This window comes from Kitasatospora sp. NPDC007106 (assembly GCF_040634455.1).
Taxonomy (GTDB): Bacteria; Actinomycetota; Actinomycetes; order Streptomycetales; family Streptomycetaceae; genus Kitasatospora; species Kitasatospora arboriphila.
The window spans coordinates 1-13,100 of the sequence record NZ_JBEYFP010000124.1 but is presented as its reverse complement, the minus strand read 5'-3'; the positions used below and the strand labels follow the sequence as shown (position 1 = coordinate 13,100).

13 protein-coding genes and 1 pseudogene are annotated in these 13,100 nt (G+C 73.8%); 1 reads left to right on the top strand and 13 read right to left on the bottom strand.

What is annotated here, in order from left to right; translation table 11 throughout:
• From ABZ641_RS13860 to ABZ641_RS13845, 4 genes and pseudogenes are all read right to left on the bottom strand, one after another.
• A pseudogene (locus ABZ641_RS13860) lies at positions 1-529 on the bottom strand (hypothetical protein); the annotation flags it as partial.
• Between the two features lie 16 nt (positions 530-545).
• Complete coding sequence (gene nadD / locus ABZ641_RS13855; protein ID WP_344625677.1) at positions 546-1,175, bottom strand: nicotinate-nucleotide adenylyltransferase; 630 nt, start codon at positions 1,173-1,175, stop codon at positions 546-548.
• A 111-nt stretch (positions 1,176-1,286) separates the two neighbouring features.
• Complete coding sequence (locus ABZ641_RS13850) at positions 1,287-1,433, bottom strand: hypothetical protein (RefSeq protein ID WP_199922936.1); 147 nt, start codon at positions 1,431-1,433, stop codon at positions 1,287-1,289.
• Positions 1,434-1,598: 165 nt separating this feature from the next.
• The gene (locus ABZ641_RS13845; protein WP_344625678.1) at positions 1,599-1,742 is read right to left on the bottom strand and encodes a hypothetical protein; all 144 of its coding nucleotides are present in this window, start codon (positions 1,740-1,742) and stop codon (positions 1,599-1,601) included.
• A gap of 192 nt (positions 1,743-1,934) precedes the next feature.
• On the opposite strand from ABZ641_RS13845, the gene ABZ641_RS13840 reads away from it, so the two are divergent.
• A complete protein-coding gene (locus tag ABZ641_RS13840; RefSeq protein WP_359981636.1) occupies positions 1,935-3,029 on the top strand; it encodes a M48 family metallopeptidase in 1,095 nt (364 codons plus the stop codon).
• 57 nt (positions 3,030-3,086) lie between these two features.
• Here the strand turns inward: ABZ641_RS13840 and ABZ641_RS13835 are convergent, their stop codons facing one another.
• The 9 genes from ABZ641_RS13835 to ABZ641_RS13795 all read right to left on the bottom strand — a co-directional run.
• On the bottom strand, positions 3,087-4,157 hold the full coding sequence (locus ABZ641_RS13835) for a hypothetical protein (RefSeq protein ID WP_359981633.1): 1,071 nt from the start codon (positions 4,155-4,157) through the stop codon (positions 3,087-3,089).
• An 87-nt stretch (positions 4,158-4,244) separates the two neighbouring features.
• Positions 4,245-4,838, bottom strand: coding sequence for a hypothetical protein (locus ABZ641_RS13830; RefSeq protein ID WP_359981631.1), 594 nt, complete (start codon positions 4,836-4,838; stop codon positions 4,245-4,247).
• A gap of 83 nt (positions 4,839-4,921) precedes the next feature.
• Positions 4,922-6,229 (bottom strand): glutamate-5-semialdehyde dehydrogenase, encoded by a 1,308-nt coding sequence (locus ABZ641_RS13825; protein ID WP_344625682.1) that lies wholly within the window; start codon positions 6,227-6,229, stop codon positions 4,922-4,924.
• Between the two features lie 77 nt (positions 6,230-6,306).
• Positions 6,307-6,807, bottom strand: a complete 501-nt coding sequence (locus ABZ641_RS13820; protein WP_344625683.1) for a hypothetical protein — start codon at positions 6,805-6,807, stop codon at positions 6,307-6,309.
• A 71-nt stretch (positions 6,808-6,878) separates the two neighbouring features.
• Positions 6,879-8,015: a glutamate 5-kinase gene (gene proB, locus ABZ641_RS13815; protein WP_344625684.1), complete on the bottom strand. Its 1,137-nt coding sequence runs from the start codon at positions 8,013-8,015 to the stop codon at positions 6,879-6,881.
• Between the two features lie 102 nt (positions 8,016-8,117).
• Positions 8,118-9,593, bottom strand: a complete 1,476-nt coding sequence (gene obgE / locus ABZ641_RS13810; protein ID WP_344625685.1) for a GTPase ObgE — start codon at positions 9,591-9,593, stop codon at positions 8,118-8,120.
• A gap of 110 nt (positions 9,594-9,703) precedes the next feature.
• A complete protein-coding gene (rpmA, locus tag ABZ641_RS13805; protein ID WP_030058248.1) occupies positions 9,704-9,961 on the bottom strand; it encodes a 50S ribosomal protein L27 in 258 nt (85 codons plus the stop codon).
• A 12-nt stretch (positions 9,962-9,973) separates the two neighbouring features.
• Positions 9,974-10,291 (bottom strand): 50S ribosomal protein L21, encoded by a 318-nt coding sequence (rplU, locus tag ABZ641_RS13800; RefSeq protein WP_030270532.1) that lies wholly within the window; start codon positions 10,289-10,291, stop codon positions 9,974-9,976.
• A gap of 219 nt (positions 10,292-10,510) precedes the next feature.
• A partial coding sequence (locus tag ABZ641_RS13795) for an Rne/Rng family ribonuclease (protein ID WP_359981626.1) occupies positions 10,511-13,100 on the bottom strand: 2,590 nt, incomplete at its 5' end.

Below are 13,100 nucleotides of genomic sequence, written 5' to 3'. Positions count from 1 at the left end.
CGGCGGTGGCCGCCGGGGAGACCTGCTGGAGCGGCGGCTGCTGCACCGGGGGGCGGCGCGCGGGCTGCTGCACGAAGGACTGCTGGTTCGGCTGCTGACCGGGCTGCTGCTGCGGCGGCACGGGCGCCTGCTGCGGGGCGGCGCCCTGCTGGTACGGGTCCTGCACCCAGCCCTGCTGCCCGCCCTGGCCGGCGTACGGGTCCCAGCCCTGCGGCTGCTGCTGGTGCTGCTGGTAGTAACCCTGCTGGCCCTGCTGACCCTGCTGGTAGGCGCCCTGCTGGTACTGGCCCTGCTGCGGGTACTGCCCGGGCTGGGGGGAGGCGCCCTGGCCGTACGCGTCCTGCTGGTAGGCCTGCGGCTGCTGCTCCTGATAGCCGGCGTACGGGTCGTAGCCGTACTGCTGGCCCTGCTGGTGACCCTGCTGCGGCTGCTGCTCCTGGGGCCAGCCCTGCGGGTCGTAGGGGTCGTAGCCCTGGCCGTACGGGTCCTGCTGGTAGCCCTGCGGCCCTCCGCCTGCGGTTCCGGTCACGCCGTCCCTCCCGGGATCAAGGCCGGGCCGGCGCGTAGAGCGCCCGCTTGTGGATGTAACGCACCACGCCGTCCGGGACGAGGTACCAGACCGGCTCGCCCTTGGCGACCCGGTTGCGGCAGTCCGTGGAGGAGATGGCCAGCGCCGGCACCTCGACCAGGGAGACCCCGCCGACCGGGAGACCGGCGTCCGAGAGCGTGTGCCCGGGGCGGGTGCAGCCGATGAAGTGGGCGAGCTCGAAGAGTTCGTCGGAGTCGCGCCAGGAGATGATCTGCGCGAGCGCGTCGGCGCCGGTGATGAAGAACAGCTCGGCGTCCGGGTGCAGGGCGTGCAGGTCGCGCAGGGTGTCGACGGTGTAGGTGGGGCCCTCGCGGTCGATGTCGATCCGGCTGACCGAGAACTGCGGGTTCTCCGCGGTGGCGATGACCGTCATCAGGTAGCGGTCCTCGGCCGGCGTGACGTCCCGGTCGGACTTCTGCCACGGCTGCCCGGTCGGCACGAACACGACCTCGTCGAGGTGGAAGGCACTCGCCACCTCGCTGGCGGCGACCAGGTGACCGTGATGGATCGGGTCGAAGGTGCCACCCATCACGCCGAGGCGCTTACGCGCCTTCGGCGCACCGGTGCTCCCGGCCTGCTGTCCCATGCCGCCACACCTTACGCGACGCCCGTCACGGGGCGGCAAGCCGCCCGGAGAGGTCCGCGGGAGGGAGCGCGCAGCTTCTGTGCAGGCGCTCCCCCGCGGTGTGCGGCCGGCTCAGCGGTCGCGGTTGAAGCGGGTGGTCAGGAAGAGCAGCAGCAGCAGGATGAACAGCGCGGACCCGCCGGTCAGGTAGGGGTTCAGGCTCTCGTGGTTGCCGCCCTCGGCGAGCTGGGTCAGGGCGGGCAGTGCAGCAGTGCTCATGGTCGGCAGGACCTTCTCGGCTCGGGGGCGGACGAGGGTGCGGGCCGTACGGCCTGCGGCCTCATCGTACGGGTGGGCCCTGCGCAACCGCGCGGCGGCCCACCGCGTCTGACCCCTCGTAGGTGGGGGCCCGGCCGGGGCGGCCGCGGCGGCCCGCCGGGCGGGTCAGTCGCGGCCCGCGCGGACCAGGATCCAGGCCAGCAGGCCCACGCCCACGATGGAGCCGATCACGATGATCCGCAGGAACAGGCCGGGGCCGTTCTCGCTGGAGATCGGTCCGGCCAGGTGCGCCAGGGTGGCAGGGGACATCGGGGGTGCTCCTCTCGGTCCGGACCTCGCTCCGGACGACCAGCGTAAGCCGGGGCGTTCCGGACACCGAGCACCGCCCCCGGGCGTACGGTGGACCGCCGGGGACGAGTACGCGCACACGGACGTTGGAGCCAACAGCAGCGGGGGCCGGCCGGGGGGCCGGTGCCGGCGACGACCAGGAGGTACTCACACATGACCGACTTTTCCAAGGACGGCGGCAACACGCCCAGCCGGCGCCGGCAGCGCTTCCCGGAGATCTCCACCCGGGCCTGGGAGCACCCGGCCGACCGGTCGGCGCTGGTGGCGCTGCGCAAGCTGAGCGGCTTCGACGACGTCCTCAAGAAGCTCGCCGGCCTGGTGTCCGAGCGCAGCGTCCGGCTGATGTTCCTGGCCACCGCGGTGAAGACCTCGGAGCGTCAGTTCCCGGAGCTGTACGGCATGGTGCGGGACGCCGCCTACGTGCTCGACCTGGAGAAGGTGCCGGACCTGTACGTCACACAGGACCCGGCGGTCAACGCCATGTGCATCGGCATGGAGACGCCGATCATCGTGCTGACCAGCGGCCTGGTGGAGCTGCTGGACGAGGAGGAGCTGCGGGCCGTCGTCGGCCACGAGGTCGGCCACGCGATGTCCGGCCACGCGGTGTACCGGACGATGCTGCTGATCCTCACCAACATCGCCGCCCGGATCGCCTGGCTGCCGCTGGGCAGCCTCGCCATCATGGGCGTGATCACCGCGCTCAAGGAGTGGTTCCGCAAGGCCGAGCTCTCCTGCGACCGGGCCGGCCTGCTGGCCGGGCAGGACCTGCAGGCCTCGATGCGCGGCCTGATGAAGCTGGCCGGCGGCCACAACCTGGCGGAGATGAACGTCGACGCCTTCCTGGAGCAGGCCGACGAGTACGAGCGCGCGGGCGACCTGCGCGACGGCGTGCTCAAGCTGCTGCAGGTGCTGCCGCAGACCCACCCGTTCGCGGTGGTCCGGGTCGCCAAGCTGAAGAAGTGGGCGGAGAGCGACGAGTACCGCTCGATCCTGGCCGGCGCCTACCCGCGCCGCGGCGACGACCCGCAGACCTCGGTCGGCGCCCAGTGGAAGGCCGCCGCGGACTCCTACTCGCAGTCGGTCAAGGAGAGCAAGGACCCGCTGATGGGCCTGCTGCGGGACGTGGCCGGCGGGGTCGGCACGGTCGGCGGCAAGCTGCGGGACACCTTCGCGGGCGCCCGCTCCGGCGGTTCCGCGGGCCCCGACGGCTCGGACGGCGGCGCCGCGGACGGCGACGGCCGGGACTGACACCGGCGGCGGTGCCGCAGTGACACCGGGCGGGGTGCCCGGGCCGGACGGGCGGGCTCACCGCCCGGCGGCCGGCTTGCCGGTCAGCGGTCCGAGCGCCCCGCACACCTGCCAGGCCGGCCGGCTGCGGTCACCAGGGTCGACGGCCTGCGGTGCGGTCGCCGTGCTGCCCGCCAGCAGCGGCTGCAGGTAGCTGCTCATCGGGGCGCCGCACGAGGTCGGCCCGGCCTGCACCACCGCGTCGACCAGCCGCAGCCGGTCCGAGCTCAGGTCCAGCCGGTCGAAGGCGAACCGCAGCTCCCGGCGGACGCTGACCAGGCTCACCGGCCCGTCCGAGGTGCCGGCCGCCCGGACGGCGTAGACGAAGGTGTGGTCGGTGGTGACCTCCAGCGTCCCGCTGTCGGCCTCGCCCACCCGGACGACGCCGGAGGTCCGCACGCCGTCGACGGCCAGCGCGACCTTCCCCGGGTCGAACCGGACCAGCCAGCCGGTGGCGGCGTGGTGCTGGTCGTCCTGCGGGGTGTTCACGCTGTCGTCGTACTGCGCCTGCTCGCCCGGCGTGACGAGGGCCCGCACCTCGGCCGTCTCCCCCTGGACGAGGGTCGCCGGGGCCAGTGCGGACGCGACGAGGTAGCGCTGCACCACGGAGAGCGCCCGGTTGACGTCCGACCGGGTGAAGTGCGCGGTGGCGGCGCCGGCCGGCAGCGCCAGTCCGGCCGTCCCCTCCCCGTAGGCGGCGGGCAGCGCCGCGAACGGGTGCTCCGGGTCTGCGACCGCGGCCACCGGCCCGGTCGGGCTCAGCGCCACCAGCGAGGTGGTCAGCTGGTTGCCGGACGGCGGCGCGGCCTGCCGGTGAGGCGAACTGACACCGAAGTACACCGCCGCCGCGAAGGCCAGGAAGACGACCAGCAGCAGCGCCACCGCCTGCCGCGGCAGCGTGCCGAAGGGCCCGAGGCCGACCCGCGGCCGGGTCGCCCGGTACGTTCCGCCGAGCCGCTCCTGGGCCGACAGCTCCTGGATCCGGGCAGCCCGGACGAACGATTCGTCGAAGACGACGGACCGGAACTCGTCATCGCTGCCGGAACCGCCCTCGGGCGCACCCTCCGGAGGCTCGCGCGGGTCACCCATAGCACCAGGGTAGAACCGGGCGGGCCAGGGTTCGACCGGCGGGCGGCCTCCGCCCCGCGTCCCGGCGCGGCGCCGCCACCGGCCCGCTCAGCCGCTCAGCAGCGCCACGGCGCTGGGCAGCGGCACGGCCGGCGGCGAACCGGGCATGCTGCTCGAACCCGTCTCCGGACGCCGCGGCGACTCGCCGGCCCCGTTAGCCCCGCGGTAGATCGCGGCCACCGCGACCGCCACCACGCCGACCCCCATGACCACCGCCAGCACCCAGGCGACCGGCCGGTGCCAGCGCTGCTGGGCGACGTGCCGCCCGTCGTGACCCATCGGCTCCCAGCCGACCGTCCGGGCCCAGCGGGCCCGGCGGCGGGCCCGGTCGGTGCCGGACCACGGATCGGGGTACAGCCGGTCGTCGTCCAGACCGCGCGGGTGCGGGCGCAGCTCCAGCGGCAGGACGTCGCCGGTGCCGGCCATCTCCGGTGCGATCAGGTCCCAGGGCCGGGCCGGGCCCGCGGTCTCCGGCTCGACCCGGGCCTCGGCGGCGGCCAGCTGCCGCTCCAGGGCACTCGGCTCGTGCACGGCCGCGGACCGGACGAAGGCCTCGTCGAACACCACGGTGGCGAACTCGTCGTCCGCACCACCGTGGTCGGCGCCGTCGGGGTACGGCGAGCCCCCCACATCCTCAGCCACGGGAATCAGCGTATTACCGGGCGGGCGGTTTGTCTGGGGCTCCTGCCAGTTGGCCCGACCGCCCGGAGCGCGCGCCGGTCGGCTCAGGAGCCGACGGTCTGCTGCGCCTCACCGCGGACGTGGCCGTCACCAGTGACGATGTACTTGGTGGAGGTCAGTTCGGGCAGGCCCATCGGGCCGCGGGCGTGCAGCTTCTGGGTGGAGATGCCGATCTCCGCGCCGAAGCCGAACTCACCCCCGTCGGTGAACCGGGTCGACGCGTTGACCGCCACGGTCGTGGAGTCGACCAACTGCGTGAAGCGCCGGGCGGCGGCCTGCGAGGTGGTGACGATCGCCTCGGTGTGGCCGGAGGACCAGCGGCGGACGTGCGCCACGGCGGCGTCCAGCGAGGGCACCACGGCGGCCGCGATGTCGTACGAGAGGTACTCGGCCTCCCAGTCCTCGTCGGTGGCCGGGACGGCGGTGACGGCGGTGCCCTCGGCGGCCTTCAGCACGGCGTCGTCGCCGTGCACGGTGACGCCGGCGCCGGCCAGCGCCTCCAGGGCGAGCGGCAGGAAGGCGTCGGCGATGTCCTGGTGGACGAGCAGGGTCTCGGCGGAGTTGCAGACGCTGACCCGCTGGGCCTTGGAGTTCAGCAGGATGCCGACCGCCATCGCCAGGTCGGCCTGGGCGTCGACGTAGACGTGGCAGTTGCCGGTGCCGGTCTCGATCACCGGCACGGTCGAGCCCTCGACCACGGTGCGGATCAGCGAGGCGCCGCCGCGCGGGATCAGCACGTCGACCAGGCCGCGGGCGCGCATCAGCTCCTGCACCGAGTCCCGGCTCTCACCGGGCACCAGCTGGATCACGTCGGCGGGCAGGCCCACCGAGGCGACCGCGTCGCGGAGCACCTCGACCAGGGCGGTGTTGGAGCGGTAGGCGGAGGCGGAACCGCGCAGCAGGACGGCGTTGCCGGACTTTAGGCAGAGCGCGGCGGCGTCGACGGTGACGTTGGGGCGGGCCTCGTAGATGATGCCGACCACGCCGAGCGGCACCCGGACCTGCCGGACGTCGAGGCCGTTGGGCAGGGTGTAGCCGCGCACCACCTCGCCGACCGGGTCGGGCAGGCCGACCACGTCGCGGACGTCCGAGGCGATCGCGGCGATCCGCTGCTCGTCGAGGCTGAGCCGGTCGACGGTGGACTCCGGGGTGCCGGCCTCGCGGGCGCGGGCGACGTCCTCGGCGTTGGCGGCGGTGATCTCGGTGCTCCGGGCGACCAGCGCGTCCGCGATCGCCAGCAGCGCGGCGTCCTTGGCGCTGCGCGGGAGCGGGGCGAGCGCGGCAGCCGCCTCACGGGCTCGGCGCGCGACGGCGAGGACGGGGCTGTCGGTGGTGGCGTGGTCGCTGGTCATGCCTGAAGGGTAGCGACTCGCGGCCGCCGTCCCGGCCCGCATTTCGTCGGCTGAGACGCGGGCCGCGGCGCGGCAGGTCAGTACGGGTGCACACCGCCGAGGTGCGGCGGCGGGTCGCCGAAGCCCTCGGCCACCCGCTGGTGGTAGGTGGTGCGGTCGACGACCTCCAGGCCCACGATCTCCCACGGCGGTAAGTTCGCGGACGCCTTGTGCTCGCCCCACAGCCGCAGCGCGATGGCCGCGGCGTCGTGCAGGTCGCGGGCCTGCTCCCAGTACCGGATCTCGGCGTGGTCGGCGGCGTAGCGGGCGGTCAGGAAGAAGGCGTGGTCGTGCGCGAGCCGTTCCAGGGCGGACCGGAGTTCGGCGATCGGGGTGGCCCGGCCGGCCACCGACAGCACGACGTGCCAGAGCCTGCCGTGCTCCTCCGTCTCGCCCTCGCCCTCGCCGTGCGGGTGCAACTCCCGGACGGCCTGCGGGGGTTCACCGGGCGGGTCGCCGCCGGCGCGGCCGCCCGCGATGCTGGTGAGCCGCCGCGCGGACGTCTCCCCGGGCAGTGTTCCCGGGCGCCTGCTTGCCATCGGCGGCCTCCTGTTCGGCGACGTCCCCTGCTGCCCGGGCGCCGCCCGCTGCACCGGCCCCGGTGGCCCCGTCAGCCGCGCAGGACGACCAGGTCGTCGCGGTGGACGACCTCGCGCTCGTACGCGGCACCGAGCTCCTGGGCCAGCTCCCGCGTGGACCGGCCGAGCAGACGGGGCAGCTCCCTCGCATCAAAGTTGACCAGTCCGCGGGCGACGATGTGGCCGTTTTCGCCAAGAAGGTCAACGGGATCACCCGCGGTGAAGTCGCCGTCCACCTTGGTCACACCGGCCGGGAGCAGGGACTTCCCGCCGAGGACGACGGCGTCGACGGCACCGGCGTCGAGGTGGAGCGCGCCGCGCGGGGTGGAGGCGTGTTCGAGCCACAGGAGCCGGTCGGCGGAGCGGCTGCCGGTGCGCAGGAAGAGCGTGCCGACGGGCCGGCCGGCCAGGGCCTCGGCGGCGTGGCTGGCGGCGGTCAGCACGACGGGGATGCCGGCGCCGGTGGCGATCCGGGCGGCCTCGACCTTGGTGACCATGCCGCCGGTGCCGACGCCGGCCTTGCCGACGCTGCCGATCTCGACGCCGTCGAGGTCGTGCGGGCCGCGCACGGTGTCGATCCGGGTGGTACCGGGCCTGGCCGGGTTGCCGTCGTACAGCGCGTCCACGTCGGAGAGCAGCACCAGCAGGTCGGCGCGGACGAGGTGGGCGACCAGCGCGGCCAGCCGGTCGTTGTCACCGAACCTGATTTCGGCGGTGGCGACGGTGTCGTTCTCGTTGACGACCGGCATCGCGCCCATCGCGAGCAGCTGGTCGAGGGTGCGGTAGGCGTTGCGGTAGTGCGAGCGCCGGCTGGCGTCCTCGGCGGTCAGCAGCACCTGGCCGACCCGGATGCCGTACCGGGCGAAGGAGGCGGTGTAGCGCGCGACCAGCAGGCCCTGGCCGACGCTGGCGGCGGCCTGCTGGCGGGCCAGGTCGGAGGGGCGCTTGGCGAGGCCGAGCGGGGCGAGGCCGGCCGCGATGGCGCCGGAGGAGACCAGGACGACGTCGGGGGCGTCCGGGCGGGAGCGGACCTTGGCGAGCGCGTCGACGAGCGCGTCGACCCGGTCGGCGTCCAGGCCGCCGGCCGCGGTGGTCAGTGAGGACGAGCCGACCTTCACGACGATCCGCCGCGCGGCGAGGACGTCCTGCCGCAGTGTCTGACCCGTCATCAGTGTCCTCCGGTCGTGCTGGATCGAGCCCGCTGCTCGGTCGCAATCTACGCGATCCGCGCAGCGGGCCCGTCGGGGTTTTCAGCTGGTGGACGCCGGGGCTCAGTAGTCCTCGTCGTCGCCCTCGATGGCCTGGCGGCCGGAGGAGAGCGCCTCGAACGCGCGGTACTCCTCCTCGGCGGCGTCCCGGCCGCGCTGGCGCTCGCGGCGGCGGTCGACGGCGGGCCGCTGGGTCTCGAAGCGGTGGTCCTCGCCGCGGCGGCCGAGCATCTCTGCGCCGGCGGCCATGGTCGGCTCCCAGTCGAAGACGACCGCGTCGTCCTCGGGGCCGATGACGACGGTGTCGCCCTCCTGCGCGCCGACCTTCCAGAGCTCCTGCTCGATGCCGAGGCGGGCCAGGCGGTCGGCGAGGTAGCCGACGGCCTCGTCGTTGCTGAAGTCGGTCTGGCGGACCCACCGCTCCGGCTTGACGCCGCGGATGCGGTAGACGCCGTCCTCCTCGGTGATGGTGAAGCCCGCGTCGTCCACGGCCTTCGGCCGCAGCACGATCCGGGTCGACTCCTCGACCGGCTTGGCGGCGCGCGCCTCGGCGACGATCTGCGCCAGGGCGAAGCTCAGCTCGCGCAGGCCCTTGTGGGCGAGCGCGGAGACCTCGAAGACGCGGTAGCCGCGCTCCTCCAGCGAGGCGCGGGTGAGGTCCGCGATGTCCTGGCCGTCCGGCACGTCCACCTTGTTGAGCGCGACCAGGCGCGGCCGGTCCTCCAGGCCGCCGTACTGGGCGAGCTCCTCCTCGATGGTCTCCAGGTCGGTGAGCGGGTCGCGGCCGGGCTCCAGGGTGGCGCAGTCGAGGACGTGCACCAGCACCTCGCAGCGCTCGACGTGGCGCAGGAACTCCAGGCCCAGGCCCTTGCCCTGGCTGGCGCCGGGGATCAGGCCGGGGACGTCGGCGATCGTGTAGACCGTCGAGCCTGCGGTGACCACGCCGAGGTTGGGGATCAGCGTGGTGAACGGGTAGTCCGCGATCTTCGGCTTGGCGGCGGAGAGCACCGAGATCAGCGAGGACTTGCCGGCGCTCGGGTACCCCACCAGGGCGACGTCGGCGACGGACTTGAGCTCCATCACGATGTCGCGGGCCTCGCCGGGCTCGCCGAGCAGGGCGAAGCCCGGGGCCTTGCGGCGGGCGGAGGCGAGGGCGGCGTTGCCGAGGCCCCCGCGGCCGCCGGCGGCGGCGACGAAGCTGGTGCCGTGGCCGACCAGGTCGGCGAGCACGTTGCCCTTCTTGTCGAGCACCACGGTGCCGTCCGGCACCGCCAGGACGAGGTCCTGGCCGTCGGCGCCGGTGCGGTTGCCGCCGGCGCCGGGCTTGCCGTTGGTGGCCTTGCGCTTGGGCGAGTGGTGGTACTCGAGCAGGGTGGTGATCTGGCTGTCGACGGTGAGGATGACGCTGCCGCCCTCACCGCCGTTGCCGCCGTCGGGCCCGCCGAGCGGCTTGAACTTCTCCCGGTGAACGGAGGCGCAGCCGTGGCCCCCGTTACCCGCGGCGACGTGCAGCTCGACGCGGTCCACGAAGGTGGTCATGGTTGTGCCTCCAGTACGACGGAAAAGATGGGGTCCTGCGGTAAAGCATGAAGGGTGGACCGGAACATTCCGGCCCACCCTTCACGACGAGTCCTGACGTGGGGTCAGACTCAGGCCTCGACGGCCACGATGTTGACGACCTTGCGGCCGCGACGGTTGCCGAACTGCACGGCACCGGCGGTCAGCGCGAACAGGGTGTCGTCGCCACCGCGACCGACACCGGCACCCGGGTGGAAGTGGGTGCCGCGCTGGCGGACGAGGATCTCGCCGGCCGAGACGACCTGGCCGCCGAAGCGCTTGACGCCGAGGCGCTGGGCGTTCGAGTCACGGCCGTTACGGGTAGAGCTTGCGCCCTTCTTGTGTGCCATCTCGCTATCCCCTTACTTGCTGACGGAGTCGATGCTCGTGATGCGCACCGCGGTGTACTTCTGGCGGTGACCCTGACGACGGCGGTAACCCGTCTTGTTCTTGTAGCGGAGGATGACGATCTTGTCGCCCTTGGTCTCCTCGACGACCTCGGCGTGCGCCTTGACGCCACCGAGCACCCACGGGTCGGAGGTGACGGCGTCACCGTCGACGACCAGGACGGTCGACAGCTCGACCGAGTCACCCGGCTTGGCCTCGATACGGTCGATCTCCAGCACGTCGCCGACGGCGACCTTGTGCTGGCGGCCGCCTGCGCGAACGATCGCGTACATGCGGTACCTGCTTTCTGTACTCGGTCGGAACTCACCGATGCCAGCCCCTGGGTACGGACACAGGGGCCTCCCCCGGAACCGCGGACGGATCCGGGAGGTGATGTGCTCGGGAGCATGGCGTAACACGCCGAGGGTCAAGAATACGGACCGGCCCGCGCGGGGGCAAACCGGGCCCTACCGGGCCCGGGGCGGCACGTCGGCCGCCCCGGGCTCGGGGCGTCACTCGGCGGCGCCGTCACCTTCGGCGGCCGCTGCCTTCTTGGCCGCCGCGCTCGTCCGCTTGGTGGCGGTCTTGCGGGCGGTGGTCTTCTTGGCCGCGGTGGTCTTCTTCGCGGCCACGGTCTTCTTGGCGGCGGTCTTGCGGGTCGCGCGCTTCTTCGGCGCGGCCTCCGCGGCCTCCTCCTCGACCGGCGCCTCGGCGGCCTCGGCGGCCTCGGCGGCCTCCGCGGTGACCACGGCGGTCTCGACGGCCTCCGCGGCCTCGGTGACGGCCTCGGCCGCCTCCACGACCGCCTCGACGGCGGCCGGCTCCGCGGCAGGCTCGGCGACCTGCTGCGCGGCGGCGGTCAGGGCGGCCTCCATGGCGGCCTCGGCCCGGGCCTGCAGCACCACGATCTCGGCCTCGGCCGGCGAACCCGCCGGGGCCGTCGCCTTGCGCACCGCACGGCGACGGGTGCGGCCCGCGGGGGCGGCCACCGGCTCGGCGGCCTCCGCCACGGCCTCGGCCGGCGCCTCGGCGGTCTCCGCGGGAGCGGCCTGGGCCTGCGCGGCCTCCGCCGGCTCCTCGGCGCGCATGTCGACGACCTCGATGTCCTCGGCGGCCTCGGGGGCCTCGGGGAGCTCCAGCGCCTCGGGCGCCTCCTCCGGGGCCTCCGTCGCGACCGCGGCCTCGGCCTGCGGCTCGGCGTGGGCGCCGCCCTTGCCGCGCCGACGGCGCTTGCCGCCGCCCGTCTCACCGGCCGCCGGGGCGGCACCGCCGCCGCCGTGGGTGTGCGGCTGGTCCATGTGGACGATGACGCCGCGGCCGTTGCAGTGCACGCACGCCTCGGAGAAGGACTCCAGCAGGCCCTGGCCGACCCGCTTGCGGGTCATCTGCACCAGGCCCAGCGAGGTCACCTCGGCCACCTGGTGCTTGGTCCGGTCCCGGCCCAGGCACTCCAGCAGGCGGCGCAGCACCAGGTCGCGGTTGGACTCCAGCACCATGTCGATGAAGTCGATCACGATGATGCCGCCGAGGTCGCGCAGCCGCAGCTGGCGGACGATCTCCTCGGCCGCCTCGATGTTGTTGCGGGTGACGGTCTCCTCGAGGTTGCCGCCCTGGCCGACGAACTTGCCGGTGTTGACGTCGACGACGACCATCGCCTCGGTCCGGTCGATCACCAGCGAACCGCCGCTCGGCAGCCAGACCTTGCGGTCCAGCGCCTTCATCAGCTGCTCGTCGATCCGGTAGGTGGCGAAGACGTCCACGTCGGAGGTCCAGCGCTGGAGGCGCTCGGCGAGGTCCGGGGCCACGTTGGAGACGTAGTCGTGGATGGTGTTCCACGCGTCGCCGCCGCTGACGATGACCTTGGTGAAGTCCTCGTTGAAGATGTCGCGGACGACCCGGACGGTCATGTCCGGCTCGCCGTAGAGCAGCACCGGCGCGTTGCCGGTGGCGGCCTTCTTCTGGATGTCCTCCCACTGCTGCTGCAGCCGCTGGACGTCCCGGGTCAGCTCCTCCTCGCTGGCGCCCTCGGCGGCGGTGCGCACGATGACGCCCGCGTCGTCCGGGACGATCTTCTTGAGGATCTGCTTGAGGCGGGCCCGCTCGTTCTCGGGCAGCTTGCGGCTGATGCCGGTCATCGAGCCCTCGGGCACGTACACCAGGTAGCGGCCGGGCAGCGAGATCTGGCTGGTGAGGCGGGCGCCCTTGTGGCCGATCGGGTCCTTGGAGACCTGCACCAGCACGGACTGGCCGGACTTCAGGACCGACTCGATCCGGCGCGGGCCGCCGTGGCCGCCCAGCGCGCCGAAGTTGACCTCGCCGGCGTAGAGGACCGCGTTGCGGCCCTTGCCGATGTCGACGAAGGCGGCCTCCATCGACGGCAGCACGTTCTGGACCTTGCCCAGGTACACGTTGCCGACGTAGCTGGTGGCCTGCTCCTTGTTGACGTAGTGCTCGACCAGCACGCCGTCCTCGAGCACGCCGATCTGGGTGCGCTCGCCGTTCTGGCGCACCACCATGACGCGCTCGACCGACTCGCGGCGGGCCAGGAACTCGGCCTCGGTGATGATCGGCACCCGGCGGCGGCCCAGCTCGCGGCCCTCACGGCGGCGCTGCTTCTTGGCCTCCAGGCGGGTGGAGCCCTTGATGGACTGCACCTCGTCCGGGTCGAACGACGGCTCGGTGGAGCGGCGGCGCGGCTCGCGCACCTTCACCACCGTGCGGACGCCGTCCTCGGTGGTCTCGGCCGGCTCCGCGGCACCCTCGCCGCCGCGGCGACGACGGCGACGACGGCGGCGCGAGGAGGACAGCCCGGCGGCGAGCTCGTCCTCGTCCTCGTCCTCGTCCTCCTCCGGCTCGGCCTCGCCGGAGGTGTCCTCCTCGGCGGAGGCGTCCTCCTCGGCCTGGGACAGCTCGGCGGCCTCCGGCTCCTCGGCCTCACCGCGGCGGCGGCGACGGCCGCCCCGGCGGCGGCGGCGCGACGGACGGCCGTCCTCCTCCCACTCGCCCTCCTGCTCGGGGCCCGTGCCGGCGGCCTCGGGGGCCTCCTGCTCGGCGGGGGCGACCTCGGCGCGGGCGGGGGTCTGCGCACGGGCGGGGGTCTGC

Excerpts from the sequence above, each read along its gene's own strand:
- nadD (WP_344625677.1), bottom strand. The coding sequence starts at position 1,175 with ATGGGACAGCAGGCCGGGAGCACCGGTGCGCCGAAGGCGCGTAAGCGC.
- ABZ641_RS13850 (WP_199922936.1), bottom strand. The coding sequence starts at position 1,433 with ATGAGCACTGCTGCACTGCCCGCCCTGACCCAGCTCGCCGAGGGCGGC.
- ABZ641_RS13845 (WP_344625678.1), bottom strand. The coding sequence starts at position 1,742 with ATGTCCCCTGCCACCCTGGCGCACCTGGCCGGACCGATCTCCAGCGAG.
- ABZ641_RS13840 (WP_359981636.1), top strand. The coding sequence starts at position 1,935 with ATGACCGACTTTTCCAAGGACGGCGGCAACACGCCCAGCCGGCGCCGG.
- ABZ641_RS13835 (WP_359981633.1), bottom strand. The coding sequence starts at position 4,157 with ATGGGTGACCCGCGCGAGCCTCCGGAGGGTGCGCCCGAGGGCGGTTCC.
- ABZ641_RS13825 (WP_344625682.1), bottom strand. The coding sequence starts at position 6,229 with ATGACCAGCGACCACGCCACCACCGACAGCCCCGTCCTCGCCGTCGCG.
- ABZ641_RS13820 (WP_344625683.1), bottom strand. The coding sequence starts at position 6,807 with ATGGCAAGCAGGCGCCCGGGAACACTGCCCGGGGAGACGTCCGCGCGG.
- proB (WP_344625684.1), bottom strand. The coding sequence starts at position 8,015 with ATGACGGGTCAGACACTGCGGCAGGACGTCCTCGCCGCGCGGCGGATC.
- obgE (WP_344625685.1), bottom strand. The coding sequence starts at position 9,593 with ATGACCACCTTCGTGGACCGCGTCGAGCTGCACGTCGCCGCGGGTAAC.
- rpmA (WP_030058248.1), bottom strand. The coding sequence starts at position 9,961 with ATGGCACACAAGAAGGGCGCAAGCTCTACCCGTAACGGCCGTGACTCG.
- rplU (WP_030270532.1), bottom strand. The coding sequence starts at position 10,291 with ATGTACGCGATCGTTCGCGCAGGCGGCCGCCAGCACAAGGTCGCCGTC.